The 23,519-nt window shown below is 68.6% G+C and carries 23 protein-coding genes; 12 read left to right on the forward strand and 11 right to left on the reverse strand.

Translation table 11 applies throughout. The features are described from left to right. The first annotated feature begins 76 nt into the window (after positions 1-76). The gene (ybiA, locus tag NBG84_RS32370; protein WP_250923252.1) at positions 77-631 is read left to right on the forward strand and encodes a riboflavin biosynthesis intermediates N-glycosidase; all 555 of its coding nucleotides are present in this window, start codon (positions 77-79) and stop codon (positions 629-631) included. A gap of 571 nt (positions 632-1,202) precedes the next feature. On the opposite strand, the gene NBG84_RS32375 is transcribed toward ybiA, so the two are convergent. Then, positions 1,203-1,817 carry a DUF4190 domain-containing protein gene (locus NBG84_RS32375; protein WP_250923253.1) on the reverse strand — a complete coding sequence of 205 codons (615 nt, stop codon included), beginning with the start codon at positions 1,815-1,817 and terminating at the stop codon, positions 1,203-1,205. A gap of 113 nt (positions 1,818-1,930) precedes the next feature. Between NBG84_RS32375 and NBG84_RS32380 the strand changes: the two genes are divergently transcribed. From NBG84_RS32380 to NBG84_RS32400, 5 genes are all read left to right on the forward strand, one after another. Further along, positions 1,931-2,956 carry an adenosine deaminase gene (locus NBG84_RS32380; protein WP_250923254.1) on the forward strand — a complete coding sequence of 342 codons (1,026 nt, stop codon included), beginning with the start codon at positions 1,931-1,933 and terminating at the stop codon, positions 2,954-2,956. Positions 2,957-3,025: 69 nt separating this feature from the next. Continuing rightward, positions 3,026-3,754, forward strand: coding sequence for a glycerophosphodiester phosphodiesterase (locus NBG84_RS32385; RefSeq protein WP_250923255.1), 729 nt, complete (start codon positions 3,026-3,028; stop codon positions 3,752-3,754). A 53-nt stretch (positions 3,755-3,807) separates the two neighbouring features. Next, the gene (locus NBG84_RS32390; RefSeq protein ID WP_250923256.1) at positions 3,808-4,593 is read left to right on the forward strand and encodes an SAM-dependent methyltransferase; all 786 of its coding nucleotides are present in this window, start codon (positions 3,808-3,810) and stop codon (positions 4,591-4,593) included. Positions 4,594-4,666: 73 nt separating this feature from the next. Next, complete coding sequence (locus tag NBG84_RS32395; RefSeq protein WP_250923257.1) at positions 4,667-4,960, forward strand: ArsR/SmtB family transcription factor; 294 nt, start codon at positions 4,667-4,669, stop codon at positions 4,958-4,960. Then, the gene (locus NBG84_RS32400; RefSeq protein WP_250923258.1) at positions 4,957-5,343 is read left to right on the forward strand and encodes a VOC family protein; all 387 of its coding nucleotides are present in this window, start codon (positions 4,957-4,959) and stop codon (positions 5,341-5,343) included. Before NBG84_RS32395 ends, NBG84_RS32400 begins: the two co-directional genes overlap by 4 nt. A 269-nt stretch (positions 5,344-5,612) precedes the next feature. Here the strand turns inward: NBG84_RS32400 and NBG84_RS32405 are convergent, their stop codons facing one another. After that, positions 5,613-7,052 (reverse strand): gamma-aminobutyraldehyde dehydrogenase, encoded by a 1,440-nt coding sequence (locus tag NBG84_RS32405; protein ID WP_250923259.1) that lies wholly within the window; start codon positions 7,050-7,052, stop codon positions 5,613-5,615. Positions 7,053-7,234: 182 nt separating this feature from the next. Here NBG84_RS32405 and NBG84_RS32410 point away from each other — a divergent pair, with 182 nt between their 5' ends. The 5 genes from NBG84_RS32410 to NBG84_RS32430 all read left to right on the forward strand — a co-directional run bounded on the left by NBG84_RS32410 (position 7,235) and on the right by NBG84_RS32430 (position 11,793). Further along, positions 7,235-7,726, forward strand: coding sequence for an Lrp/AsnC family transcriptional regulator (locus NBG84_RS32410; RefSeq protein ID WP_250923260.1), 492 nt, complete (start codon positions 7,235-7,237; stop codon positions 7,724-7,726). Beyond that, complete coding sequence (locus NBG84_RS32415; RefSeq protein WP_250923261.1) at positions 7,711-9,090, forward strand: aspartate aminotransferase family protein; 1,380 nt, start codon at positions 7,711-7,713, stop codon at positions 9,088-9,090. The genes NBG84_RS32410 and NBG84_RS32415 overlap by 16 nt, the downstream gene beginning before the upstream one ends. 205 nt (positions 9,091-9,295) lie before the next feature. Continuing rightward, complete coding sequence (locus NBG84_RS32420) at positions 9,296-10,024, forward strand: ABC transporter ATP-binding protein (RefSeq protein WP_250923329.1); 729 nt, start codon at positions 9,296-9,298, stop codon at positions 10,022-10,024. Continuing rightward, positions 10,006-11,157, forward strand: a complete 1,152-nt coding sequence (locus tag NBG84_RS32425; protein ID WP_250923262.1) for a hypothetical protein — start codon at positions 10,006-10,008, stop codon at positions 11,155-11,157. The genes NBG84_RS32420 and NBG84_RS32425 overlap by 19 nt, the downstream gene beginning before the upstream one ends. Positions 11,158-11,322: 165 nt before the next feature. Then, a complete protein-coding gene (locus NBG84_RS32430; protein ID WP_308312142.1) occupies positions 11,323-11,793 on the forward strand; it encodes a nuclear transport factor 2 family protein in 471 nt (156 codons plus the stop codon). An 81-nt stretch (positions 11,794-11,874) separates the two neighbouring features. On the opposite strand, the gene NBG84_RS32435 is transcribed toward NBG84_RS32430, so the two are convergent. From NBG84_RS32435 to rpsB, 9 genes are all read right to left on the reverse strand, one after another. Further along, positions 11,875-12,927: an ABC transporter ATP-binding protein gene (locus NBG84_RS32435; protein ID WP_250923263.1), complete on the reverse strand. Its 1,053-nt coding sequence runs from the start codon at positions 12,925-12,927 to the stop codon at positions 11,875-11,877. Then, positions 12,927-14,621: an ABC transporter permease gene (locus NBG84_RS32440; RefSeq protein ID WP_250923331.1), complete on the reverse strand. Its 1,695-nt coding sequence runs from the start codon at positions 14,619-14,621 to the stop codon at positions 12,927-12,929. The genes NBG84_RS32435 and NBG84_RS32440 overlap by 1 nt, the downstream gene beginning before the upstream one ends. Continuing rightward, on the reverse strand, positions 14,597-15,694 hold the full coding sequence (locus tag NBG84_RS32445) for a thiamine ABC transporter substrate-binding protein (RefSeq protein ID WP_250923264.1): 1,098 nt from the start codon (positions 15,692-15,694) through the stop codon (positions 14,597-14,599). The genes NBG84_RS32440 and NBG84_RS32445 overlap by 25 nt, the downstream gene beginning before the upstream one ends. A gap of 286 nt (positions 15,695-15,980) precedes the next feature. Next, the gene (gene rlmN / locus NBG84_RS32450) at positions 15,981-17,090 is read right to left on the reverse strand and encodes a dual-specificity RNA methyltransferase RlmN (protein ID WP_250923265.1); all 1,110 of its coding nucleotides are present in this window, start codon (positions 17,088-17,090) and stop codon (positions 15,981-15,983) included. 535 nt (positions 17,091-17,625) lie between these two features. Beyond that, positions 17,626-18,771: a phosphatidate cytidylyltransferase gene (locus tag NBG84_RS32455; protein WP_250923266.1), complete on the reverse strand. Its 1,146-nt coding sequence runs from the start codon at positions 18,769-18,771 to the stop codon at positions 17,626-17,628. Beyond that, entirely contained in the window at positions 18,771-19,328 is a 558-nt protein-coding gene (gene frr / locus NBG84_RS32460) for a ribosome recycling factor (protein WP_250923267.1), read from the reverse strand. Before frr ends, NBG84_RS32455 begins: the two co-directional genes overlap by 1 nt. A 148-nt stretch (positions 19,329-19,476) precedes the next feature. Beyond that, complete coding sequence (gene pyrH, locus NBG84_RS32465; protein WP_250923268.1) at positions 19,477-20,271, reverse strand: UMP kinase; 795 nt, start codon at positions 20,269-20,271, stop codon at positions 19,477-19,479. Positions 20,272-20,463: 192 nt separating this feature from the next. Beyond that, positions 20,464-21,309 carry a translation elongation factor Ts gene (gene tsf / locus NBG84_RS32470; RefSeq protein ID WP_250923269.1) on the reverse strand — a complete coding sequence of 282 codons (846 nt, stop codon included), beginning with the start codon at positions 21,307-21,309 and terminating at the stop codon, positions 20,464-20,466. Positions 21,310-21,454: 145 nt separating this feature from the next. Beyond that, entirely contained in the window at positions 21,455-22,411 is a 957-nt protein-coding gene (rpsB, locus tag NBG84_RS32475) for a 30S ribosomal protein S2 (protein WP_250923270.1), read from the reverse strand. 257 nt (positions 22,412-22,668) lie between these two features. On the opposite strand from rpsB, the gene NBG84_RS32480 reads away from it, so the two are divergent. Then, on the forward strand, positions 22,669-23,343 hold the full coding sequence (locus tag NBG84_RS32480; protein ID WP_250923271.1) for a M23 family metallopeptidase: 675 nt from the start codon (positions 22,669-22,671) through the stop codon (positions 23,341-23,343). The last annotated feature ends 176 nt before the right edge of the window (positions 23,344-23,519 follow it).

Genomic DNA, 23,519 nt, shown 5'->3' on the forward strand with positions numbered 1-23,519 from the left:
AATCGGTCGACCATGTGTCGGGTGGAGGAGCTAATACCCGTACGGAGTGTCAGTGGTGGATGGAAGACTCAGCTGCATGGCAATGGACAAGCTGATTCAGCAGGTCAGCAGTGGTGAGCGCGTCAAGTATCTGCATTTCTGGGGTCATACACCGCGCCCGGACGGAGAGATCGGAGCGAGCTGTCTCAGCCAGTGGTGGCCATCGCCCTTTGTCGTCGACGGAGTGCGTTACGCGACGGCTGAGCACTGGATGATGGCGGAGAAGGCCCGGCTGTTCGAAGACACCGACGCGGAGCAGCAGGCGCTCGCGGCGGGCAGTCCGGCCCAGGCGAAGAACGCGGGTCGGATGGTGCGCGGCTTCGACGAGATCGTGTGGAAGCGGGAGCGCTTTCGCATCGTGCGCACGGGCAGTGTGCACAAGTTCGGTCAGCTCTCGGAGCTGGGGGCGTTTCTGCTGGGCACGGGTGAGCGGGTGCTGGTGGAGGCGAGCCCGCGGGACCGGATCTGGGGCATCGGTCTGACGGCCGACGATGAGCGGGCGACCGACCCGACGCGCTGGCGGGGGCTGAATCTGCTGGGATTCGCTCTGATGGAGGCGCGCGAGGAGTTGCGGGGCAGGGCGGGCGGTTAGCGCGTCGGCTGCTCGCACCTCTCGCGGAGCCACTGCCGCACAGCGCCCCCCTTCGCTCCTGGAATTCGTTGGCCGGAGGTGGGGGCGTGGCCGTTGACCAGTGCTCAGAAGACTTCTGGACCATGGTTCGCAAGCCCGCTATGGCTGCCGGGCAGTACGCCTGTCCATCGCGGCGCTCCGATGGCCGCCGACGCCATGGTCCTGCGGGGAAGCACCGCGTCCGCGTTCCGAAGTGCCCGCCCCTACGTGCACCAGAGGCGGAGCCACGCTCATACGGGGAACGCCACACCCCTGAGATGGCGGACGCGGGTGCGCACCATCGGTTCGGCGTCGCGGGGAGCGGGGGGTGTCAGCGATTCCCCGCGGGCACGGAGACACGGACTGCCCGATCTCGACGTACCCGCTCGGGAACGCCGCAGAGGCTCGTGGGCTCGCGGCGCCCCGGGTTCCGTCGGAATCCACCGCTGGTGGAGCACGGATCGGCTGGGCGGGCGAGACCAGTGGGCCCGGGGCGGCGCACCCCGCCCGGGCGGACCGCCGCGGTCTGCTCGCCCCCAGGGTCCGCTCGCCGCTAGATCTGCTCGCTGGCGATCCCCCACACCATCAGCACGAGATACAGCACACCGAGCACAATCCCGATCACCCCCAGGATGATCCCGGAGAGCGCCATCCCGCCGTTGTCCGCCTCGCCCTGCCGCACCCGCTTGCGGCCGATGCTGCCGAAGACGATCGCCATGATGCCCAGGATGATCGACAGCACCCCGTAGAGGCAGAACAGCACGGTGGAGACGATGCCCAGCACCATCGCGGTGGTGCCCAGACCGTTCTGCTGGGGAAGCATGGGCTGATGCCCCTGCTGGCCATAGGCCGAGTAACCCGGGTAGGGCGCATAACCCTGGTTCGGCTGCGGGGCGGTCGGCGCCGCCGGGTAGCCGTAGGGGCCCGCCGGTGGTGTGGCCGGACCGCCGGGCGCCATCGGGGGCGGGGGTATCGCACCCATGGGGGGCTGGGACCCAGCGCCAGGCATGGCGGCGATGGTCGGCTGGTCGTGGACGTGCGGCGATGGATAGGCCGGAGTGGCGGGCCCGGTGGCACCGCCGTGGGGCGCCCCCTGCTCGGGCGCTGCCCATGGATCGCGGTCGCGAGGCTCATGGGCGCCGCTCGGCTGGGACGGGTGATTGGTCATGGTTCTCCCCCCGGTTGTCCTCCGGTCATGCTAAAGCCTTTGGTCTGGTGGCGAACCGGCCGCCTACGATGATCCCTGCCCCGGACGCTTGATCACACCTGGAGGACCCCCCGATGACGGATCTGCACAGCTTCATCGCGGGGCTGCCCAAGGCCGAGTTGCATGTGCACCACGTGGGGTCGGCCTCGCCGCGCATCGTCGCCGCTCTGGCGGCCGCGCACCCGGACTCCCGGGTGCCGACGGACCCCGAGGCGCTGGTGGACTACTTCACCTTCACCGATTTCGCGCACTTCATCGATGTCTATCTCTCGGTGGTCGATCTGATCCGCACCCCCGAGGACGTACGTCTGCTCACCTTCGAGGTGGCGCGTGACATGGCCCGGCAGAACATTCGCTATGCCGAGTTGACCATCACGCCCTTCAGCTCGACCCGCCGCGGCATCGACGAGAGGGCCTTCATGGCCGCGATCGAGGACGCCCGCGAGGCCGCCGAGCGAGAGCTGGGCGTGGTGCTGCGGTGGTGCTTCGACATCCCCGGGGAGGCGGGGCTCGAAGCGGCCGAGGAGACCACCCGGCTCGCGGTGGACCTGCGCCCCGAGGGATTGGTCTCCTTCGGCCTCGGCGGTCCGGAGATCGGTGTGGCCAGGCCGCAGTTCAAGTCGTACTTCGACCGGGCCATCGCGGCCGGGCTGCGGTCCGTACCGCATGCCGGTGAGACCACGGGCCCTGAAACCATTTGGGACGCGCTCAACGACCTGCGGGCCGAGCGCATCGGACACGGCACCAGCGCCACCCAGGACCCGGCGCTGCTGGCACACCTCGCCGAGCACCGCATTCCGCTGGAGGTCTGCCCCACCTCGAACATCGCCACCCGGGCCGTCCTCGACCTCGATCAGCATCCGATCAAGGAGATGGTCGCCGCCGGAGTGCTGGTGACGGTCAACAGCGACGATCCGCCGATGTTCGGTACGGATCTGAACACCGAGTACGGGGTTGCCGCCCGGCTGCTCGGCCTCGATGAGCGCGGTGTCGCGGAGCTGGCGAAGAACGCCGTGGAGGCGTCGTTCCTCGACAGCTCCGGCAAGACCAGGATCAGCTCGGAGATCGACGCCTACACCCAGGCCTGGCTCGCGCCGTAGGCGAGCGAGGCGCGCACCGGCGGAGTGATCCAGTGGGGGCTGATCGCCCGCCGGGGCGACAATGGCCCCATGCGTACCGTCACCGCCGTAGGGCACCGAGGTGATCCCTATCTTGTCCGTGAGAACACCCTCCCCTCACTGCGCTCGGCCATCAGCCGGGGTGCGGACTCCGTGGAGATCGATGTACGGATCACCCGCGACGGGGTGCCCGTACTGCTGCATGACGCCACCCTGAAGCGGCTGTGGGAACACGACCGCCCGCTCAGGGAGCTGACACGGATCCAGGTCGCCGAGGTGACCGGCGGCAAGGTCCCCACCCTGGCCGAGGCGCTGCGGGAACTGGCCGACCACCGGGTGATGATCGATCTGCCCGGCGCGTCCCAGGAGTCGGTGCGCACGGTGGTGGGGGTCGTCCATGACAGTGCGGCGGCCGGGCAGGTCTACTACTGCGCGGGTGCGGCCACCATGCTCGCCGTACGCGACGCTGACCCCGCGGCCGAGATCGCGCTGACCTGGACCTCGCTCGCCCCACCGCGCCCCGCCCTGATCGCGGCCGTGCGGCCGCGCTATCTCAACTACCGATTCGGTCTGGTCAGTCGGGAGCTGACGGATCGGGTGCATCGGGACGGAATGCTGGTTTCCGCCTGGACAGCCGATACCCGGCGCACCATGCGTCGATTGATCGACGCGGGCGTTGACTCCATCACCACCAATCGCATAGGCACCCTGCGTTCCGTAGTCGCCACGTTCACCGGCAAGGACTCTCCGGTGAACGCGCCATCTCCAGCGCAGAGTTGATCATTTCCGGCATGATGGACCCACCCCTCACACCCTCCGGCCCAGGAGCACCGATGGTCGACAGAATCCGTACCGATGTGGCACACAACGCCCGAGTGTGGAATCACTGGCTGGGCGGCAAGGACAACTACCCGGTGGATCGCGCGGTGGGTGACCATGTCACCGCGCTCTTTCCGAGCATCGGTGAAGTCGCCCGCGCGGACCGGGCGTTCCTGCGCCGCGCGGTGACCCATCTGACCGCCGAGGCGGGCATACGGCAGTTCCTCGACATCGGTACCGGGCTGCCCACCGCCGAGAACACCCATGAGGTCGCCCAGCGCATCGCGCCCGACGCCCGGATCGTCTATGTCGACAACGATCCGATCGTGCTGGCGCACGCGCGGGCCCTGCTGACGAGCGCCCCCGAGGGGGCGACCTCCTATCTGGACGCGGATGCCCACCATCCGCGGGAGATCGTGCGCGCCGTCACCGGACCCTTGGACCTCTCCCGCCCGGTGGCCGTGATACTGCTCGGCATCCTGAACTTCGTCCTCGACACCGATCAGGCCCGCTCCATCACCCGCGACCTGATGGCGGCGATGCCCTCGGGAAGCTATCTGGTGATCACCCATCCGACGCTGGAGCTGGGCGGCGAGGGAAACGTGGACGCCATGGCCTTCTGGAACGAGAACGCCACCCCACCCATCACCGCCCGCTCCGGAGCGGAGATCCGCTCATTCCTGGAGGGGCTGGAGATTCTGGAGCCGGGGGTGGTCTCCTGCGCGCACTGGCGGATCGAGGCGGACTCGGCCCAACCTCCGATGGTGGCGCAGTACGGGGCAGTGGCCCGCAAGCCCTAGGCCCTGGCTCTCCGGTCGGGAAGCGGGCCTTGGCCCTTGATAGGCAAGTCGATACTTGCCTATGGTGGTGGTCATGGCGGAGGATGTCTTCAAGGCACTGGCCGACCCCACCCGCCGGCGCATCCTCGATGAGCTGGTGGAACGGGACGGCCAGACCCTGTTCGAGATTTGTACGCGGCTGGTGGCCAAACACGGTCTGGGACTGTCCCGTCAGGCGATCAGTCAGCATCTGGCCGTACTGGAATCCGCGGGCCTGGTCCTTTCGCGGCGCCAGGGCCGCTACAAGTTCCATGACCTGAACACCGAACCCCTTGAGCTCATCGTGACCCGCTGGCTCAAGCCTGACGCACCGGAGAGCACCCCATGAGGATCCATCTGTCCAGTGTCTTCGTCGACGACCAGGACAAGGCCCTGCGCTTCTACACGGACGTACTGGGCTTCGTGAAGAAGACCGAGGTTCCGGTGGGCGCGGATCGATGGCTGACCGTGGTCTCGCCGGACGATCCGGACGGGACCGAACTGCTGCTGGAGCCCGACGGCCATCCCGCCGTGAAGCCGTACAAGGCGGCGCTGGTCCAGGACGGCATCCCGGCCACCGCCTTCGCCGTGGACGACGTACAAGCGGAGTTCGACCGGCTGAGCAAGCTGGGGGTGCGCTTCACCCAGCCGCCGCTGGAGATGGGCCCGGTCACCACCGCGGTCCTGGACGACACCTGCGGGAACCTGATCCAGATCGTGCACATGAAGTAGGGACCGGGCGCCGACCAGGCCCTACCGCCCGACGATCACATCGGAGCCGTCCCCACACCGTCACCGCAGCCACGGTGGGCCGCCGACGCACACCACCGCGCCCCGCACCGGAGGGAACCGGACGGGGCGCGGATGACGGAGCCGTACCCAGCTCGGAAGCGGGCGGTCAGAGGCGACCCACGGGCACCGGGGGCCGGCGAGCCGTTGCGACTGACGCGCCGATCAGCAGGATCAGACGTCGTCAGCAGGACCAGGGACCGTCAGCAGGATCAGGCGTCGAGGGACGTCATCACATGCTTGATCCGGGTGTAGTCCTCGAACCCGTAGGCCGACAGGTCCTTGCCGTAACCCGACTTCTTGAATCCGCCGTGCGGCATCTCCGCGACCAGCGGGATGTGCGTGTTGATCCAGACGCAGCCGAAGTCCAGCGCCTTGGACATCCGCATCGCCCGGGCGTGGTCCTTGGTCCACACCGAGGACGCCAGCGCGAAGTCGACGTCGTTGGCCCACTCCAGCGCCTGGGCCTCGTCCGTGAAGGACTGGACGGTGATGACCGGGCCGAAGACCTCGTTCTGGATGATCTCGTCGTTCTGCTTCAGACCGGAGACAACGGTCGGGGCGTAGAAGTACCCCTTGTCGCCGACGCGCTGGCCGCCCGCCTCCACCTTGGCGTGAGCCGGCAGACGGTCGATGAAGCCGGAGACCTGGGCGAGCTGGTTGGCGTTGTTCAGCGGGCCGTAGAGCACGTCCTCCTCGTCCGGCGCGCCGGTCTTGGTCTCGGACGCGGCCTTGGCGAGCGCGGCCACGAACTCGTCGTGGATCGACTCGTGCACCAGCACCCGGGTCGCGGCCGTACAGTCCTGGCCGGCGTTGAAGTACCCGGCGACCGAGATGTCCTCGACGGCCTTGGGGATGTCGGTGTCCTCGAAGACCACCACGGGCGCCTTGCCACCGAGCTCCAGGTGGACGCGCTTGACGTCCTTGGCCGCGGACTCGGCGACCTGCATTCCGGCGCGTACGGAACCGGTGATGGAGGCCATCGCCGGAATCGGGTGCTCGACCATCGCCCGGCCGGTGTCGCGGTCACCGCAGATGACGTTGAAGACGCCCTTGGGCACGATCGCGCCGATGATCTCGGCGAGCAGCACGGTGGAGGCGGGGGTGGTGTCCGAGGGCTTGAGGACCACGGTGTTGCCCGCGGCGAGCGCCGGGGCGAACTTCCACACGGCCATCATCATCGGGTAGTTCCACGGGGCGACCTGGGCACAGACGCCGACCGGCTCCCGGCGGACGATGGAGGTCATTCCCTCCATGTACTCGCCCGCCGAGCGGCCCTCAAGCAGTCGGGCCGCACCCGCGAAGAAGCGGATCTGGTCCACCATCGGCGGGATCTCTTCGGTGCGCACGAGATCCAGCGGCTTGCCGGTGTTCTCGGACTCGATGGCGATCAGGTCCTCGGCCCGCTCCTCGACCGCGTCGGCGATCTTCAGCAGGACCCGCTGGCGCTCGGACGGGGTCGCGTCGCGCCAGGCGGGGAAGGCCGCCTTGGCGGCATCCATGGCGGCGTCGACGTCGGCCTGCCCGGAGAGCGGGGACGCGGCGTACACATCTCCGGTGGCGGGGTTGATGACATCAATCGTCCGGCCGTCGGCGGCGTCCCGGAACTCCCCGTTGATGTAGTTGCGCAGACGACGCAGCTCGGTGGTCATTGTTGCCACCCCTCCTGTCAGATCTCCGATGGATGAGTCCAGCCCAGCCTAAACGCATCAGTAACGCTTTCAATAGCCCCGACCCTCCATATCTGCGGATTCAGTGAGATCGGTGGCACAAATCAACGAATTTCATCGGTTAGGGCTTGCGAGAGCGACGACTCGCGGTGCAGAGTGAGTCCGTGGCCAGTCGAAGCGCAGACTCCAGGAGCGGCAGTGGATCGTCCCCGACGATCGACACCGTCTCCCTCGCGATCATCGAGCAGCTCCAAGAGGACGGGCGTCGACCGTACGCCGCGATCGGCAAGGCCGTCGGCCTGTCCGAGGCGGCCGTGCGACAGCGCGTCCAGAAGCTGCTCGATCAAGGTGTGATGCAGATCGTCGCCGTGACGGACCCGCTCACCGTGGGCTTCCGTCGCCAGGCGATGGTCGGCATCCAGGTCGAGGGCGACCTCGACCCGGTGGCCGAAGCGCTGACCGGCATGGACGAATGCGAGTACGTGGTGATGACCGCGGGCTCCTTCGACCTCATGGTGGAGGTCGTCTGCGAGGACGACGACCACCTGCTCGAAGTGATCAACAAGCGGATTCGTGCCCTCCCCGGTGTGCGGTCCACCGAGAGCTTCGTCTACCTCAAGCTCAAGAAGCAGACCTACATGTGGGGAACCCGATAGCCGTGAGCCAGGACCTCTCAAAGACCGCCTACGACCACCTGTGGATGCACTTCACCCGCATGTCGTCGTACGAGAACTCCCCCGTCCCCACCATCGTCCGCGGTGAGGGCACGTACATCTACGACGACAAGGGCAAGCGCTACATCGACGGCCTCGCCGGCCTCTTTGTCGTCAACGCCGGTCACGGCCGCGTCGAGCTGGCCGAGACCGCGTACAAGCAGGCCCAGGAACTGGCCTTCTTCCCGATCTGGTCCTACGCGCACCCCAAGGCCATCGAGCTGGCCGAGCGGCTTGCCAACGAGGCCCCGGGCGACCTGAACAAGGTCTTCTTCACCACCGGTGGCGGCGAGGCCGTGGAGACCGCCTGGAAGCTTGCCAAGCAGTACTGGAAGCTGATGGGCCACCACACCAAGTACAAGGTCATCTCGCGTGCGGTCGCCTACCACGGCACCCCGCAGGGCGCCCTTTCCATCACCGGTCTGCCCGCGCTGAAGGCCCCCTTCGAGCCGCTGGTACCCGGCGCGCACAAGGTGCCCAACACCAACATCTACCGCGCCTCGATCCACGGCGACGACCCCGAGGCCTTCGGCCGCTGGGCCGCCGACCAGATCGAGCAGGAGATCCTCTTCGAGGGCCCCGACACCGTGGCCGCGGTCTTCCTGGAGCCCGTACAGAACGCCGGCGGCTGCTTCCCGCCCCCGCCCGGATACTTCCAGCGGGTCCGCGAGATCTGCGACCAGTACGACGTGCTGCTCGTCTCGGACGAGGTCATCTGTGCCTTCGGCCGGCTCGGCACGACCTTCGGCTGCGACAAGTTCGGCTATGTCCCGGACATGATCACCTGCGCCAAGGGCATGACGTCGGGCTACTCCCCGATCGGCGCCTGCATCATCTCCGACAAGCTCGCCGAGCCGTTCTACAAGGGTGACAACACCTTCCTGCACGGCTACACCTTCGGCGGCCACCCGGTCTCCGCGGCCGTCGGCATCGCCAACCTCGACATCTTCGAGCGCGAGGGCCTCAACAAGCACGTCCTCGACAACGAGGGTGCCTTCAAGGCCACGCTGGAGAAGCTCTACGACCTGCCGATAGTCGGCGATGTCCGGGGCAACGGCTTCTTCTACGGCATCGAACTGGTGAAGGACAAGGTCACCAAGGAGACCTTCACCGACGAGGAGACCGAGCGCGTCCTGTACGGCTTCCTCTCCAAGGCGCTGTACGACAACGGTCTGTACTGCCGCGCCGACGACCGTGGTGACCCGGTCATCCAGCTCGCGCCGCCGCTGATCGCCGACCAGTCGACGTTCGACGAGATCGAGCAGGTGCTGCGGACCGTCCTCACCGAGGCATGGACCAAGCTCTGACCCAGCCCTGATCCGACCCCTAAAGGTCGTATCGCGGTGCTGGAAGGCGGCCCGGGTACGCCCATCCGAGTGGATGGCGCGCACCCGGGCCGTGTGCTTCCCAGCACCCCGCATCCGGCTGCCTAGCGTGCGAGTGACCGATCGGCCTTGGCTTCGTTCCCCCATGCGGGGGACGGCAAATCTGATCAGAACCGAGGTGTACGCCATGGTGGCCCCGCCGGACAACGATGTGATCTGGGCGCGCTCCCTCCACCACTCACACAACGGATCGCCCGCGCTCGCCGGTGTCTCACTCGGGGTGCGCGAGGGAGAGGTCCTCGCCGTGCACGGCCCGCGCGGCAGCGGAAAGACCACGCTGCTGCGCTGTCTGTCCGGACAGACGGTCGCGGACGAGGGCGAGGTCTCCTTCAACGGCTCGGCCCTGCACACCCTGCCCCCGTACCGGCGCGAACGACTGCGCCGCGAACGCTTCGCCTGGATCGGTCCCGAGTCCTCGCTCGTGCCCGAGCTCACCGTCTGGGAGAACGCGGCCCTTCCGCTGCTGCTTCGCGGCACCCCGCGGCGCCAAGCCAAGGCCCAGGCCCAGGAGTGGCTCGACCACCTCGACATCGGGCCGCTGGCCCGACAGCGGCCCCACGCCCTCAGCCAGGCCCAGCGCCAGCGCGTTGCCACGGCCCGCGCCATCGCCGCCGCCCCCACGGTCCTCTTCGCCGACGAACCCACCGCGTCCCTGCACCGCCTGGACCGGGCCCAGTTGCTCCGGACGATGCTGGCCGCCATTCGCTCCCACCGGATCACCGTGGTGCTCGCCACCCACGACCCGGAGGTGGCAGCGCTCGCCGACCGGACGGCCTTCCTCGTGGACGGCCGCCGCGTCAGCTCGCTGAGCGCCGCCGAGACGGAAGGTCGGGCCGAGTGCTCGCTCTCCGTCTAGCCCGTGGCGCCCACCCCCTGGTACTGCTGCGTCGGCTGCTGGTGGCCACAGCATCCGCGGGGGTCGGCTTCCTCCTGCTGTCCGCACTGACCCATGCGCTCTCCCACCCCGGCGAGTCCTCGTCATCGCTGCTCAGGCTCTCCTGGTGCCTGATCCCGCTCGCCGCCACCGTGCAGTTCGCCGTGGCGGTGGCCCGTACGGACCCGAGCACCCGACCCCGCACCGGCCTCTCCGCCGTCGGTCTCGGTCCCGGCCGACTCGCCGTGCTGGCCGCGGTGTCCACGACCCTCTCCGCAACGCTCGGCAGCATGGTGGCCCTGCTGTTCTTCCTCCATCTGCGCGGGGACCTCACCGGTCTGCCGTTCGACGGGGCTGCGGCCGAGCTCCTCGCCGCCGACCAGCCGCTCCCCCTCGCCGCCGCGCTGATCCTACTGACGCTCGCCCCGCTGACGGCCACGGCGGCGGCAGCGCTGGCGCTGAGGCCACGGACGGCCGAACCCGCCCCCGACGCGCTCCCGAAGCCCCCGGCCGCGCCCGGCGGTCTGCCCTGGGGCTGTGCCCTGACAGCGGCGGGACTGGCCGTGGGCACCTACGCGGCACGCGTCAAGGGCGGCGCCACGGTGCAACTGCCCGGTGAGCTCGATGCCCACCCCCTGGGCGTTCTCCTGGGCTGGGCGCTGACAGCCGTGGGACTGGCCGTAGCGGGACCCGCGCTCACCCATTTCTGCGGCCGGCTGCTCCAAACCCGGCGCCCTGGCGGAGTACGACTGATCGCGGGACGCATTCTGATGGCCGAGGCACGCCGGATCGGCCGCCCCTTGGGGGTGCTGTGCGCGGTGGCATCGGCGGCGATCGCGGCCTGGGCCCTGTACGACGCGGGCCCGGGACCGTTCGGCCCCTTGACCGGTCTGGGAGCGACGCTGGTCATCGCGTGCACGACGGCGACCCTGCTCACCGCGGTGACCGACGCCCGCTACGCCCGCAGCACCGCGGTGCAAGGGCTCAGGGAGCTCGGAGCCCCGGCGAAGTCCTTCCGGTTGGCCGCGGGGCTGCGGACGCTGGTGCTGCTCCTGGTCTTCGCCCCGCTCACCTGGGCCGTGGCCACGCTCGCCGCGGCCCCGTTGACCGGCTGATCGGTGGCCGGTTGGCCTCGGTGCGGCGGTACGAGGGCGAGGGCCGGCTGTCCCGTGCCCGTCCGGCATTACCTCTGGGGTCATCGACCTGTGGCGAGGACCGCAGCAGGATCTCCCCCGTAGCCCCGTACCCCCGCAACTCCGTACACGACAGAGGGACCTGTGATGACCAGCGCACCCACCGCACCCACCACCCGGCTTCCGGCTCAGGCAGCGCAGGCCCCCGCTCAGGCCGACGCCACCAGGGACACCGTCATGGCGTTTCTGGCCCGGCTCCAGGAAGGATCACCGGTCCGGATCGCCGAGATGTTCGCCCCGGAGGTCGACTGGGTGATCGCCGAGAACCCCGCGGTCCCCTGGATCAAGCCCCGCCGGACCCGCTCCGATGTCGCCGACCACTTCCGTGAGCTGGCCCAGGGTCAGCAGGCCGACCCGGCGGGCACCTCCATCGGCGCCATCACCGTGACCGACGACGAGGCGCTGCTGAGCGGATGGCTCGCGGGTACGGTCCGGGCGACGGGGAAGTCGTTCCGATCACCGTTCACCATGCGGCTGAGGGTCAAGGACGGGCTGATCGTCGGCTACCGCGTCGTCGAGGACGCCCTCGCCATCGCAGCGGCCTGCACCCCCGCGTAGGTCACACTCCGGCAAGTCGGGACGGCAGGCCCCGCTCTGGCGTCCGGCACCGTTCCCGGCTGCTGCGGACGGCGGCGTTCGCTAGGACTCCAGCACCACCACTTCATCCACCGCGAAGACCACGGCCACCTGTGCCCCCTCTTCCGGAACCTCCCGCAGGGGGACTTCCGCTTCCAGCGGCGGCCCCTCCTGGGGCCGCAGCCGCACCGCGACCCGGCTGCCCCGGAACGTACGCCCCTCAACCCGGCAGCGCAGCCCGTCCACACCGGCCACCCCGCTGAGCTCCTGGAGCCGTACCCCCGCGGGCCGCACCAGCAGCCGGCGCTCGCCCTGCCGCGAGCCATCGGGTACCGGGACCTTCCCCCAGACGGTGTCCGCGACCGTGCCGCTGACCCGGGCGGACACCACATTGTCGAAGCCCAGGAACCTGGCCACGAACTCGTCGACCGGTCGCTGCCACACCTCAAGCGGCGCCCCGGTCTGGGCGATCCGTCCCTCGCGCATGACCACCACCCGGTCGGCGAGCGCGAACGCCTCCCCATGGTCATGGGTGACCGCGAGGACGGTCGTACCCAGCCGTCCGAAGAGCTCCCGCAGCTCCATCACGAGTCGCTCCCGCAGCCCCCGGTCCAGTTGCCCCAGTGGCTCATCGAGCATCAGCAGCCGGGGCTCGGGGGCCAGTGCCCGAGCGAGGGCGACCCGCTGCTGCTCGCCTCCCGACAGGGACGCGACCGCCCGCCGCTGCGCCTCGGGCAACCCCACCAGCTCCAGCAACTCGGCCACCCGGCGCTGCTGTTCAACCCGTCCCACGCCGTGCATCCGCAGGCCGAAGGCCAGGTTGCCGCCGACATCGCGTTGTGGGAACAGCTGATGGTCCTGGAACATCAGCCCCACTCCGCGCCGATGCACCGGCACCCCCTGCTGGTCGACCCCGGACAGCAGGACCCGCCCGGCGTCGGCGCGTTGCAGTCCGGCGACCACCCTCAGCAGCGTTGACTTGCCGCTGCCGCTGGGCCCCAGCACACAGACGATCTCATGGGCGGCGACCTCCAGCCGTACCGCGTCGAGCGCCGCCCGCTGACCGAAGCGGACGGTCACCCCATCGAGGCGGAGCAGGGGTTCGGTGACGGCCATCAGAACTCTCCGGAGGTGTTGCGGACCCTGGTCCGCTCCAGCAGCAGCAGCGCGGTCGCACACACCGCCATCAAAATCGTGCTCAACGCCATGGCCTGCCCGTAGTTGAGTTCGCCGGGCCGCCCGATGAGCCGGGCGACCGCGACCGGCAGCGTGGGCTGATCGGGCCGGGCGATGAAGACGGTGGCGCCGAACTCCCCGAGCGAGACGGCGAACGCGAATCCGGCCGCGACCATCACCGCCCGGCGCACCATCGGGAAGTCGACCTCACGCCACACCTTCAGCGGCGAGGCCCCGAGCACAGCGGCGGCCTCCCGCAGCCGTCCGTCCACCGCACGGAGCACCGGCAGCATGATCCGTACGACAAAGGGCACCCCGACCAGGGCCTGGGCGAGCGGCACCAGAATCCAGGAGGTCCGCAGGTCCAGCGGCGGCTCGTCCAAGGTGATCAGAAAGCCGAAGCCGACGGTCACCGCCGAGACCCCCAGCGGCAGCATCAGCAGGGCGTCGAAGCCCCGAAGGAGACGGCCGGCTCTCCGGGTCAGCGCGGCGGCCGCCAACCCACCGATGAGTACGGCGATGGCGGTTGCGGCCAGCGCGTACTGAAGGGAGTTCCACACCGCCTCGATCGGTGGGACGAGGAACGCGGAACCGCTGTCGTCGAGGGAGCCCAGAGCGCGGTAGTAGTCGAAGCCATAGCCGGTGGGGGTGTCGAGGGAACGTTCCGCCAGCACGGCGAGGGGCGCGAGGAGCAACACCACCACGGTGGTGAGCACCCCACCGAGCAGCACCCGTTGCCGGGTGCCCCGGGGACGGCTCGCGGTCCGCGCCGGGTCCACCAGTCGCAGTGCGCCCTCCCGCCGCCGCAGGGTCCACGCGTGCACCGCGAGCACGGCGCCGACCGCCGCGAACTGCACCATCGTCAGCACGGCGGCCGTCCGCAGATCGAGCAGCTGCGCGGTCTGCCGGTAGATCTCCACTTCCAAGGTGGCGTAGGAGGGGCCACCGAGGATCTGGACGACTCCGAAGGAGGTGAAGGTGAAGAGGAAGACCATCAGGGCGGCGGCGGCCACCGCCGGGGTGAGCGCGGGCAGGGTCACCCGGCGCCAGGCCGCGAACCGTCCGGCGCCCAGCACCCGAGCGGCCTCCTCCTGGCGTGGATCGAGCTGCGCCCAGAGCCCGCCCACCGTCCTGACGACCACGGCGTAGTTGAAGAAGACATGGGCGAGCAGGATGGCCCAGACGGTGGTGTCCAGCCGGACGCCCCAGAGCTCGTCGAGCGGTCCGCCGCGCCCCAGGAGGGCGAGGAACGCGGTTCCGACCACCACGGTCGGCAGTACGAACGGCACCGTCACCGCCGCCCGCAGCAGCCGCTTGCCGGGAAAGTCCAGCCGGGCGAAGACATAGGCACCGGGAAGGGCGATGAGGAGAGTGAGCGCGGTGGAGGCGAGCGCCTGCCAGGTGGTGAACCACAGCACCCGCTGAAGATCGTCGCGGCCCAGGACCTCGCCGATCCGGCTGAACTGCCGGACTCCGCCGTCCCCCAGGCCCCGGCCGACGATCGCGGCGACCGGGTAGGCGAAGAAGACGGCGAAGAAGACGATGGGCACGGCCAGCAGGCCGAGCCGCGCCGCACTCGCGCGCAGCGCGGCCCTACGGCCGGGCCGTACTACTTCACGACGAGCGAGGACCACGTCTGGACCCACTGCTCCCGGTTCTTGGCGATGGTGTCGGGCGCGACGGTCTTCGGCTTGTCGATGACCGCACCGAACGCGGTGAACAACTCGGGCAGCTTGACACCCTTGACGACCGGGTTGACGAACATGTTGAGCGGCATGTCCTCCTGGAAGGTCTTGGAGACCATGAAGTCCAGCAGCGCCTTGCCGCCCGCCTCGTTCTTGGCGCCCTTCAGCAGTCCGGCGAACTCGATCTGCCGAAAGCAGGTGCCGGTGGCGACCCCGGTCGGGGCTTCCTTCAGCTGCGGCTTGGAGTAGAGGACCTCCACCGGTGGGCTGGAGGCGTAGGAGACCACCAGCGGCCGGTCGGCCTTGGCCTTCTTGCCACCGGCCGAGCCCGAGAACTCCTCGTTGTACGCCTGGTCCCAGCCGTCGACGACCTTGACGCCATTGGCCTTGAGCTTCTTCCAGTACTCCGTCCACTGGGCGTCGCCGTACTGGGCGACCGTGCCCAGGACAAAGCCGAGCCCGGGCGATGAGGTGGCCGCGTTCTCGACCACCAGGAGGTTCTTGTACTCGGGCTTGACGAGGTCGTCGAAGGTGTTGGGGGGCGCGAGTTTCTTGTCGGTGAAGTACTTCTTGTCGTAGTTGACACAGACATCACCGGTGTCGACGGGCGTGACCCGGTGCTTGCCCCGGTCGAGCTGGACCTCGCCCTCGACCTGGTCCAGGCCCTTGGCCTCGTATCCGGTGAACAGACCGTTGCCGAGGGCCCGCGAGAGCAGGGTGTTGTCGACGCCGAAGAAGACATCGCCCTGGGGAGAGCCCTTGGTGAGGATCTCCTTGTTGAGGGCCGTGCCGGCGTCACCGCTCTTGAGGACCTTGACCGTGTATCCCGACTGCTGGGTGAAGTCCTTCAGCACCGAGTCGGAGACGGCGAACGAGTCATGGGTGACCAGGGTGACGGTCTTGGACTTGGTCCCGCCGGAGGCTTCGCCGTCCTTCGACCCCTCGTCGCCGCAGGCCGCGAGCGTGGTGACGCCCAGCGCCGCGGCCAGCGCGGTGACCGTGATCCTTTTGGTGGTGCTCACTGAGAATTCCTCCTGGGGGTGGCCAGGAAGAGACGCGGCCCCACCCGGTTCTCGGCGACGAGAATCCGGGCAGGGCGCAACAGCTTGAGTGATGACCGAACTCCCTACCCAGAATGACCTGGGCGAGGTTCAGAGGGTCTGCGGTCTTCTCAAACCGCACTCTCAGCGCTGTGGCGCTCCCCTGTCGGATATATGCAGATGTACGGGTCTCACCCTACAAGGTCAACACCCGCGGCGGCAGGGGTCCCCTGGCCCGATAAATGCCACAAAGAGCGATAAAACAGCCTCAGCGCTCGGATGCCGCGAGCTGTCCGCAGGCCCCATCGATCTCCTGGCCCCGGGTGTCCCGCACCGTTACGGGGACGCCATGGGCCGCGATCGCGTCGACGAACGCCTTCTCGTCCTCGGGCCGGGACGCCGTCCACTTGGAGCCGGGCGTGGGATTGAGCGGGATGAGGTTGACATGGACCCGCTTACCCTTCAGCAACCGCCCCAGACGATCGCCGCGCCATGCCTGGTCATTGATGTCACGGATCAGGGCGTACTCGATCGAGACCCGCCGACCGGACTTCTCCGCGTACTCCCAGGCGGCGTCCAGGACCTCGCGCACGTTCCACCGGGTGTTGACGGGGACGAGGGTGTCGCGCAGCTCATCGTCCGGGGCGTGCAGCGAGACCGCGAGGCGGCATTTGAAGCCTTCGTCGGCGAAGCGCAGCATCGCGGGCACCAGACCGACGGTGGAGACGGTGATCCCGCGCTGGGTGATGCCCAGACCGTCCGGCTCGGGGTCGGTGAGGCGACGGATCGCGCCGACGACCCGGTTGTAGTTCGCCAGCGGCTCGCCCATGCCCATGAAGACGATGTTCGACAGCCGGGCCGGGCCACCGGGGACCTCGCCGTCACGCAGTGCGCGCATACCGTCGACGATCTGGTGGACGATCTCGGCGGTGGAGAGATTGCGGTCGAGGCCCGCCTGGCCGGTGGCGCAGAAGGGGCAGTTCATTCCGCAGCCGGCCTGGGACGAGATGCACATCGTCACCCGGTCCGGATAGCGCATCAGCACGGACTCCACGAGGGTGCCGTCGTGCAGCCGCCAGAGCGTCTTACGGGTGGTGTCGTCGTCGCAGGAGATATGGCGTACGACGGACATCAGATCGGGCAGCAGCTCGGAGGCGAGTTTCTGACGTGCGGCGGCGGGGATGTCGGTCCACTGGGCCGGGTCGTGCGCATACCGCGCGAAGTAGTGCTGGGAGAGCTGCTTGGCCCGGAACGGCTTCTCGCCGATGGCCGCGACGGCTTCCCTCCGCTCCTCGGGGGACAGGTCAGCGAGGTGCCGCGGGGGCTTCTTGGCTCCGCGAGGTGCGACGAAAGTGAGCTCTCCCGGGGCGGGGGCCATGAGCGGTAACTCCTCAGTGAGACGACGCCAGACAGCCTCCGCGGGGGCGGAGCCGACGACGGTGTGGTGCCGGCGCACTCAGCTCCGCGACGGCCGCCCCGGGGCTGCGGGGCCAGAAGGGCGTGCCGCTGCATGAGCGACACGCCCTTCCAGGGTAACGGGTGCGAGGCCGGCCACCGGGCCCCGGCGGATGGGCCCGCACACAGCCGCCGGCGGCCCGGGGTCCGTCGATGCACCAGCGCTACCGCTGTGGCGGCAGCGCTCACCCCCGGCGTACCGGATATGACCGCCATCACCGAGTGCCGCTCCACACCCGCCACCCGCGCCGGACCCGAATCCACTCCACCGGGATACGCGAGGGAACCCCGAGAAGTACTCGGCTCCCTGGCCGGCTCGCTCGGGAGCGGGCCGGCCAGGGAGCCAGTGAGCCAGAAACCGCGAAGCGGAGAAACGGAGAAACACGGAAGGCCACGAGTCGAAGCCGCCGGCGGTAGCCGTACGCCTCGCCCCGTGGCCCGGGCAACGCCAGGGTTTCTCAGCCTGAACCCACGAACAGGACCAGCAGCAACCACACCACCGGAGCCGTGGGCAGCAGAGAATCCAGCCGGTCCATGATCCCGCCGTGCCCCGGAAGGAGCGTGCCCATGTCCTTGATGCCGAGGTCCCGCTTGATCATCGACTCGCCAAGATCACCCAGCGTGGCGCTGACCGCGACCGCGAGTCCCAGCAGCAGCCCCTGCCACCACGCACCGCCGTCGATCAGGAACTCCATGAACAGCGCGCCCGCCACCATCGCGAAGCCCAGCGCACCGAACAGACCCTCCCGGGTCTTGCCGGGGCTGATGCGCGGAGCGAGTTTGTTCTTGCCGAAACGCCAGCCCACCGCGTACGCCCCGGTGTCACTGACGATGGTGAGCACCAGGAAGATGAGCACCCTCTTGGCACCGTCGTCAGCGGCGAGCATCAGCGCCACGAACGTCGCCAGGAAAGGAACGTAGAAGGCGGCGAACACGCCCGCCGTCACGTCCCTGAGGTATCCCGCGGGCGGTTCGGTCATGCGCCAGACCAGTACGGCGAGGGCCGTGAGGGCCATGGCGACCCAGGCTCCCTCCGCACCGCGCACATATCCGGCCACGACCATGGCCGCACCGCCGACCGCGAGCGGCACCAGCGGCGCCTTGATCTGCTTGCGCTCATCGAGCCGGGTGGTCAGCTCCCACAGCCCGACCACGACGGCGACCACCAGCACCCCGACGAACACCGCTTTGACCACGAACAGCGAGGCCACGATCACCGCGCCGAGCCCGACTCCGACCCCTATGGCGGCACGTAGATCCCGGCCGGCCCGCTTCTTCTCCCGGGTGGCCTGACGGCCCGAGCGCTGGCGCCGGGACGGATCGGGCTGCGGGGTGGGCATGGGCTCCTGCGCGTTCTCATCGCGGAACAGAGGGCCGCTCAGCCGAGCAGCCCCCCGTTCGCGCTCATCACGTGATCCGTGATCGTCGTGGTCTTCGGCGTCTCTACCTGCATCGGGAAAGTCCGGCACGATCGGCATGGGCCGAGTCTGCTGTGCATCACGCACATCGTATGCAGGACCCGCCGAGGCAGGTCCCTGGTCGGACGGCGGCCACTGCCCGACGTAACTGGCCCTCGCCGGGGCCCCCCAGGAAGAGTCGTTCATCAGACTTCGAGCAGCTCGGCTTCCTTGTGCTTCAGCAGCTCGTCCACCTGTGCCACGTGCTTGGCGGTGGTGTCGTCGAGCTCCTTCTCCCCGCGGCGCCCCTCGTCCTCGCCGACCTCGCCATCCTTGACCAGCTTGTCGATGGCTTCCTTGGCCTTGCGGCGCACGGCGCGGATCGAGATCTTGGAGTCCTCGGCCTTGCTCCTGGCGACCTTGATGTAGTCGCGGCGGCGCTCTTCGGTCAGCTCGGGGAACACCACACGGATGATGTTGCCGTCGTTGCTCGGGTTGACGCCGAGGTCCGAGTCACGGATCGCCTGCTCGATGTTGCGCATCGCGGTCTTGTCGAACGGGGTCACCACGGCCATGCGCGGCTCCGGCACCGAGAACGAGGCCAGCTGGTTGATCGGGGTCAGTGCACCGTAGTAGTCGGCCACGATCTTGTTGAACATCGCCGGGTGCGCCCGACCGGTGCGAATCGCCGCGAAGTCTTCCTTGGCGACCACGACGGCCTTCTCCATCTTCTCCTCGGCTTCGAGGAGGGTCTCTTCGATCACCACTTGCTCCTGCGTGTCTTGAGTAGGCCCGGCGTTGCAATTCGGGCGGGCGGAACCTGTCTCGCGTCTTCCCCTGCACGGTGTCCGACCGGCAGGGCTTTGTCCATCCCTGAACGGCCGTACCCGGCCGTCCCTGGACACCCCCGGGTCAGGTTCGAGTGCCCTGATCGCTCACGAGCGTGCCGATCTTCTCACCTCGGACGGCTCGCGCGATATTGCCCTCGGCGAGGAGTTCGAAGACCAGGATCGGGAGGCTGTTGTCCCGGCAGAGGGTGACCGCGGTGGCATCGGCGACCTTGAGGTTCCGGGTGATCACCTCGCCGTACTCCAGGGCGTCGTACTTCACCGCGTCGGGGTTGGTCTTGGGGTCGGAGTCATAGACCCCGTCAACACCGTTCTTCCCCATCAGCAGGGCTTCGGCGTCGATCTCCAGAGCGCGCTGGGCAGCGGTGGTGTCGGTGGAGAAGTACGGCATGCCCATGCCCGCGCCGAAGATCACGACGCGGCCCTTCTCCAGATGCCGCACGGCCCGCAGGGGGATGTACGGCTCCGCGACCTGGGCCATGGTGATGGCGGTCTGCACTCGGGAGTCGATGCCCTCCTTCTCCAGGAAGTCCTGGAGGGCGAGGCAGTTCATCACGGTGCCGAGCATTCCCATGTAGTCGGAGCGGGCCCGGTCCATGCCGCGTACCTGGAGTTCGGCGCCGCGGAAGAAGTTGCCGCCACCGATCACGATCGCGATCTGGGCACCGTCGCGCACGACGGCGGCGATCTCACGGGCGATCGCGTGCACAACATCCGGATCGACGCCGAGCCCTCCGCCGCCGGAGAACGCCTCACCGGAGAGCTTCAGCATGAAGCGCCCGGCCTTGTTCACTTCGTGCTTCCCGTCGTGATCGTTGATGTCGCCGGCAGCCTCGTTGGCGTCCGCGCCCTTGTTCATGGAGATCTCCTCGTGCACATACGAAGAAGGCCATTGCCGTCTGGGTGCTGGTGTCCCTGTCGGCAATGGCCTCCTCGTCAGATCTGCGGTCGTCCGGCGCCTCGGCGCAGCCCTGCCGCATGGCATTCGCGGCCGATGACTGCGGTGGAAACCCTAGCGGGCTCCCGGACCGATCGCGTACTCGCCGTCAGCTCAGGCGCCGACGCGAATGCGGGCGAAGCGCTTCAGCGTGAAGCCGGCCTCGTTCAGAACCTTCTGAACGGACTTCTTGTTGTCCTTGGCGAACGGCTGGTCAAGGAGGGTGATCTCCTTGAAGAAGCCGTTGACCCGACCCTCGACGATCTTCGGGAGGGCAGCCTCGGGCTTGCCTTCCTCACGTGAGGTGGCTTCGGCGACGCGGCGCTCGTTCTCGACGACGTCGGCCGGAACTTCCTCACGGGTGAGGTACTTCGGCGCGAAGGCGGCGATGTGCTGCGCGATGTCCTTGGCGATGGCCGCGGCGTCGTCGCCACCCTTGTCCAGCTCGACCAGCACGCCGACCTGCGGCGGGAGGTCGGGCATGGTGCGGTGCAGGTAGACACCCACGTACGCGCCGGTGAACTGCGCGAAACGGTCGAGGACGATCTTCTCGCCAAGGTTGGCGTTGGCCTCGTCGACATACGCCTGGACGGTCTTGCCGGCCTCGATCTCGGAGGCGAGCAGGGTGTCAAGGTCGGCCGGGGAGGTCGCGGCGACGTGCGCGGCGAGCGTGTTGGCGACGGTCTGGAACCTGTCGCCCTTGGCGACGAAGTCCGTCTCGCACTTCAGCTCAAGCAGAACGCCGGAGGTCTTGTCCTCGGAGATGAGGGAGACCAAGGCGCCGTTCTCGGCGTTACGGCTCTCGCGCTTGGCGACGCCCTTCTGCCCCTTGACGCGGAGCAGCTCGACAGCCTTGTCCACGCTGCCCTCGGCCTCGTCGAGCGCCTTCTTACAGTCCATCATGCCGGCGCCGGTGAGCTCACGGAGCTTCTTGATGTCAGCGGCGGTGTAGTTCGCCATGTCCTTGAATCTCTTCTCGAAAGTCAAAAGTCGAAGATCTGCCGAAGACCTTGCGACGATCCGTCGAAGATCTACGGGTGTACGGCGGGGGCCGATGCACCAGGCACCGTCCCCCGCCGATTCACCTACCGAAGCTGTACGACGATCAGGCCTGCTGCTCGGCGTCCGCTGCCGGGGCCTCAGCCTCGGCGGCGGGGGCCTCAGCGGCCGGAGCGTCGGCGGCGGGGGCCTCAGCCTCAGCGGCCGGGGCGTCCGCGTCGGCCGGGGCCTCGGCGGGAGCCTCAGCAGCGGCCTCAGCCGGCTTCTCGGCGTCGTCGGACTTCTTGTCGCCTTCGAGCAGGTCGCGCTCCCACTCAGCGAGCGGCTCGCCAACGGCCTTGTCGCCCGGCTTCGAGTCGCCGGTGGCGACGCCGGAACGGGCGATGAGGCCCTCGGCGACAGCGTCGGCGATCACGCGGGTGAGCAGGGTGACGGAGCGGATCGCGTCGTCGTTGCCCGGGATCTTGTAGTCGACCTCGTCGGGGTCGCAGTTGGTGTCGAGGATCGCGACGACCGGGATGTGGAGCTTGCGCGCCTCACCGACGGCGATGTGCTCCTTCTTGGTGTCGACGATCCAGACGGCGCTCGGCACCTTCTGCATCTCGCGGATGCCGCCGAGGGTCTTCTCCAGCTTGGCCTTCTCGCGGGAGAGGACCAGCAGCTCCTTCTTGGTGAGGCCAGAGGCGGCCACATCGTCGAAGTCGATCTGCTCAAGCTCCTTGAGGCGCTGGAGCCGCTTGTAGACGGTGGAGAAGTTGGTCAGCATTCCGCCGAGCCAGCGCTGGTTGACATACGGCATGCCCACGCGGGTCGCCTGCTCGGCGATCGCCTCCTGGGCCTGCTTCTTGGTGCCAACGAACATGATGGAGCCGCCGTGGGCAACGGTCTCCTTGACGAACTCGTAGGCGCGGTCGATGTACGACAGCGACTGGAGCAGGTCGATGATGTAGATGCCATTGCGCTCGGTGAAGATGAAGCGCTTCATCTTCGGGTTCCAGCGACGGGTCTGGTGACCGAAGTGGACGCCGCTTTCCAGCAGCTCCCGCATCGTGACGACGGCCATAGCCGTATCTCCTTGGTTCTCGGTTGTGTCCTGACGCCCCGACGCGCCGTGCCACTGGGACCGAGGAGCGCGGCCACCGAAACCTGAAAGGTGATTGGTGGCGGGGCGTGCGAAGTCGACTCGGTGACCCGAGTCGCCGATAGAAGTGTACGGGACCCGTACGGTGCCGGGTGACGTCGTTGTCCACAACCGGCCGGTACTCCACAGATACCGGGCATGATCCGCTCGAATCGGCGTTGTGCGAGACGGTTTGTGCCATGAATCGACGACTTCTCGGCTGGCATTTTCCTGTGTTCGGCTGGCTCATTTCTGGTGCCCTGCTGCTCATCGGCGCGGGGGCGACCCCATCGGCGTCGGTGGCCGACCACGCGACAAGGGCCGGCCCGGTCTCGGCCGTGATCCGCGCGGAGACCGCCGAGGCCCCTCGAAGCTGGCCCATGGGCCCACCGCGCCCCTTGGTGGTGCGGGGCTGGGAACCACCCGCGTCCAGCTACGGACCCGGCCATCGGGGGGTGGATCTGGCGGCACCGGCGGGTTCGGAGGTGCTGGCGGTGGCGGCCGGCCGGATTTCCTTCGCCGGCCAGGTGGCAGGTCGTGGAGTTCTGTCGATCAACCTCACCGGGACGGGTGATCCCGCGCTGCGCACCACATACGAGCCAGTCGATCCAGCACTACCCGTGGGTACGGAGGTGACTGCGGGGCAGCCGGTGGGCACGGTCGCTTCCGGTGCCTCCCACTGCGCGACGGGCTGTCTGCACTGGGGACTGCTACGCGGCACGGAGTATCTCGACCCGCTCTCCCTGCTGCCGCCGGGCATGCTGAGCCGCACGGGCCATCGACTGCTCCCGGTCACCGGTACACGACCGCTCACCCCGGAGGCCTCGCTGCCCGGCGCACCCGCTCTGGCTCACCGACCGCCACACCGGCCCTGACTCACCGACCCTGGCTGCATTGACCCCTGGCTGCATCGCCCCGGACTCACCGGCGGGCCACCCGGCATGGGGCCCTACCGATCTACACGGCGACACTCACCAACGGCAGCGCTGGGCCCCTGCTGGGCCCTGCGCCACAAGGCCCCCGCGGCTCTGCCGACTGATGACCAGCCCGC

Source organism: Streptomyces albipurpureus, from assembly GCF_023701525.1.
GTDB lineage: Bacteria > Actinomycetota > Actinomycetes > Streptomycetales > Streptomycetaceae > Streptomyces > Streptomyces albipurpureus.

What these genes read in the sequence shown, in the direction of transcription:
- NBG84_RS32395 (WP_250923257.1), top strand. Translation starts at nt 4,667, where the DNA reads ATGGCGGAGGATGTCTTCAAGGCACTGGCCGACCCCACCCGCCGGCGC.
- NBG84_RS32385 (WP_250923255.1), top strand. Translation starts at nt 3,026, where the DNA reads ATGCGTACCGTCACCGCCGTAGGGCACCGAGGTGATCCCTATCTTGTC.
- rpsB (WP_250923270.1), bottom strand. Translation starts at nt 22,411, where the DNA reads ATGGCCGTCGTCACGATGCGGGAGCTGCTGGAAAGCGGCGTCCACTTC.
- NBG84_RS32405 (WP_250923259.1), bottom strand. Translation starts at nt 7,052, where the DNA reads ATGACCACCGAGCTGCGTCGTCTGCGCAACTACATCAACGGGGAGTTC.
- NBG84_RS32430 (WP_308312142.1), top strand. Translation starts at nt 11,323, where the DNA reads ATGACCAGCGCACCCACCGCACCCACCACCCGGCTTCCGGCTCAGGCA.
- NBG84_RS32435 (WP_250923263.1), bottom strand. Translation starts at nt 12,927, where the DNA reads ATGGCCGTCACCGAACCCCTGCTCCGCCTCGATGGGGTGACCGTCCGC.
- rlmN (WP_250923265.1), bottom strand. Translation starts at nt 17,090, where the DNA reads ATGGCCCCCGCCCCGGGAGAGCTCACTTTCGTCGCACCTCGCGGAGCC.
- NBG84_RS32480 (WP_250923271.1), top strand. Translation starts at nt 22,669, where the DNA reads ATGAATCGACGACTTCTCGGCTGGCATTTTCCTGTGTTCGGCTGGCTC.
- NBG84_RS32375 (WP_250923253.1), bottom strand. Translation starts at nt 1,817, where the DNA reads ATGACCAATCACCCGTCCCAGCCGAGCGGCGCCCATGAGCCTCGCGAC.
- NBG84_RS32420 (WP_250923329.1), top strand. Translation starts at nt 9,296, where the DNA reads ATGGTGGCCCCGCCGGACAACGATGTGATCTGGGCGCGCTCCCTCCAC.
- NBG84_RS32380 (WP_250923254.1), top strand. Translation starts at nt 1,931, where the DNA reads ATGACGGATCTGCACAGCTTCATCGCGGGGCTGCCCAAGGCCGAGTTG.
- NBG84_RS32400 (WP_250923258.1), top strand. Translation starts at nt 4,957, where the DNA reads ATGAGGATCCATCTGTCCAGTGTCTTCGTCGACGACCAGGACAAGGCC.
- NBG84_RS32390 (WP_250923256.1), top strand. Translation starts at nt 3,808, where the DNA reads ATGGTCGACAGAATCCGTACCGATGTGGCACACAACGCCCGAGTGTGG.
- tsf (WP_250923269.1), bottom strand. Translation starts at nt 21,309, where the DNA reads ATGGCGAACTACACCGCCGCTGACATCAAGAAGCTCCGTGAGCTCACC.
- ybiA (WP_250923252.1), top strand. Translation starts at nt 77, where the DNA reads ATGGCAATGGACAAGCTGATTCAGCAGGTCAGCAGTGGTGAGCGCGTC.
- pyrH (WP_250923268.1), bottom strand. Translation starts at nt 20,271, where the DNA reads ATGAACAAGGGCGCGGACGCCAACGAGGCTGCCGGCGACATCAACGAT.
- NBG84_RS32455 (WP_250923266.1), bottom strand. Translation starts at nt 18,771, where the DNA reads ATGAACGACTCTTCCTGGGGGGCCCCGGCGAGGGCCAGTTACGTCGGG.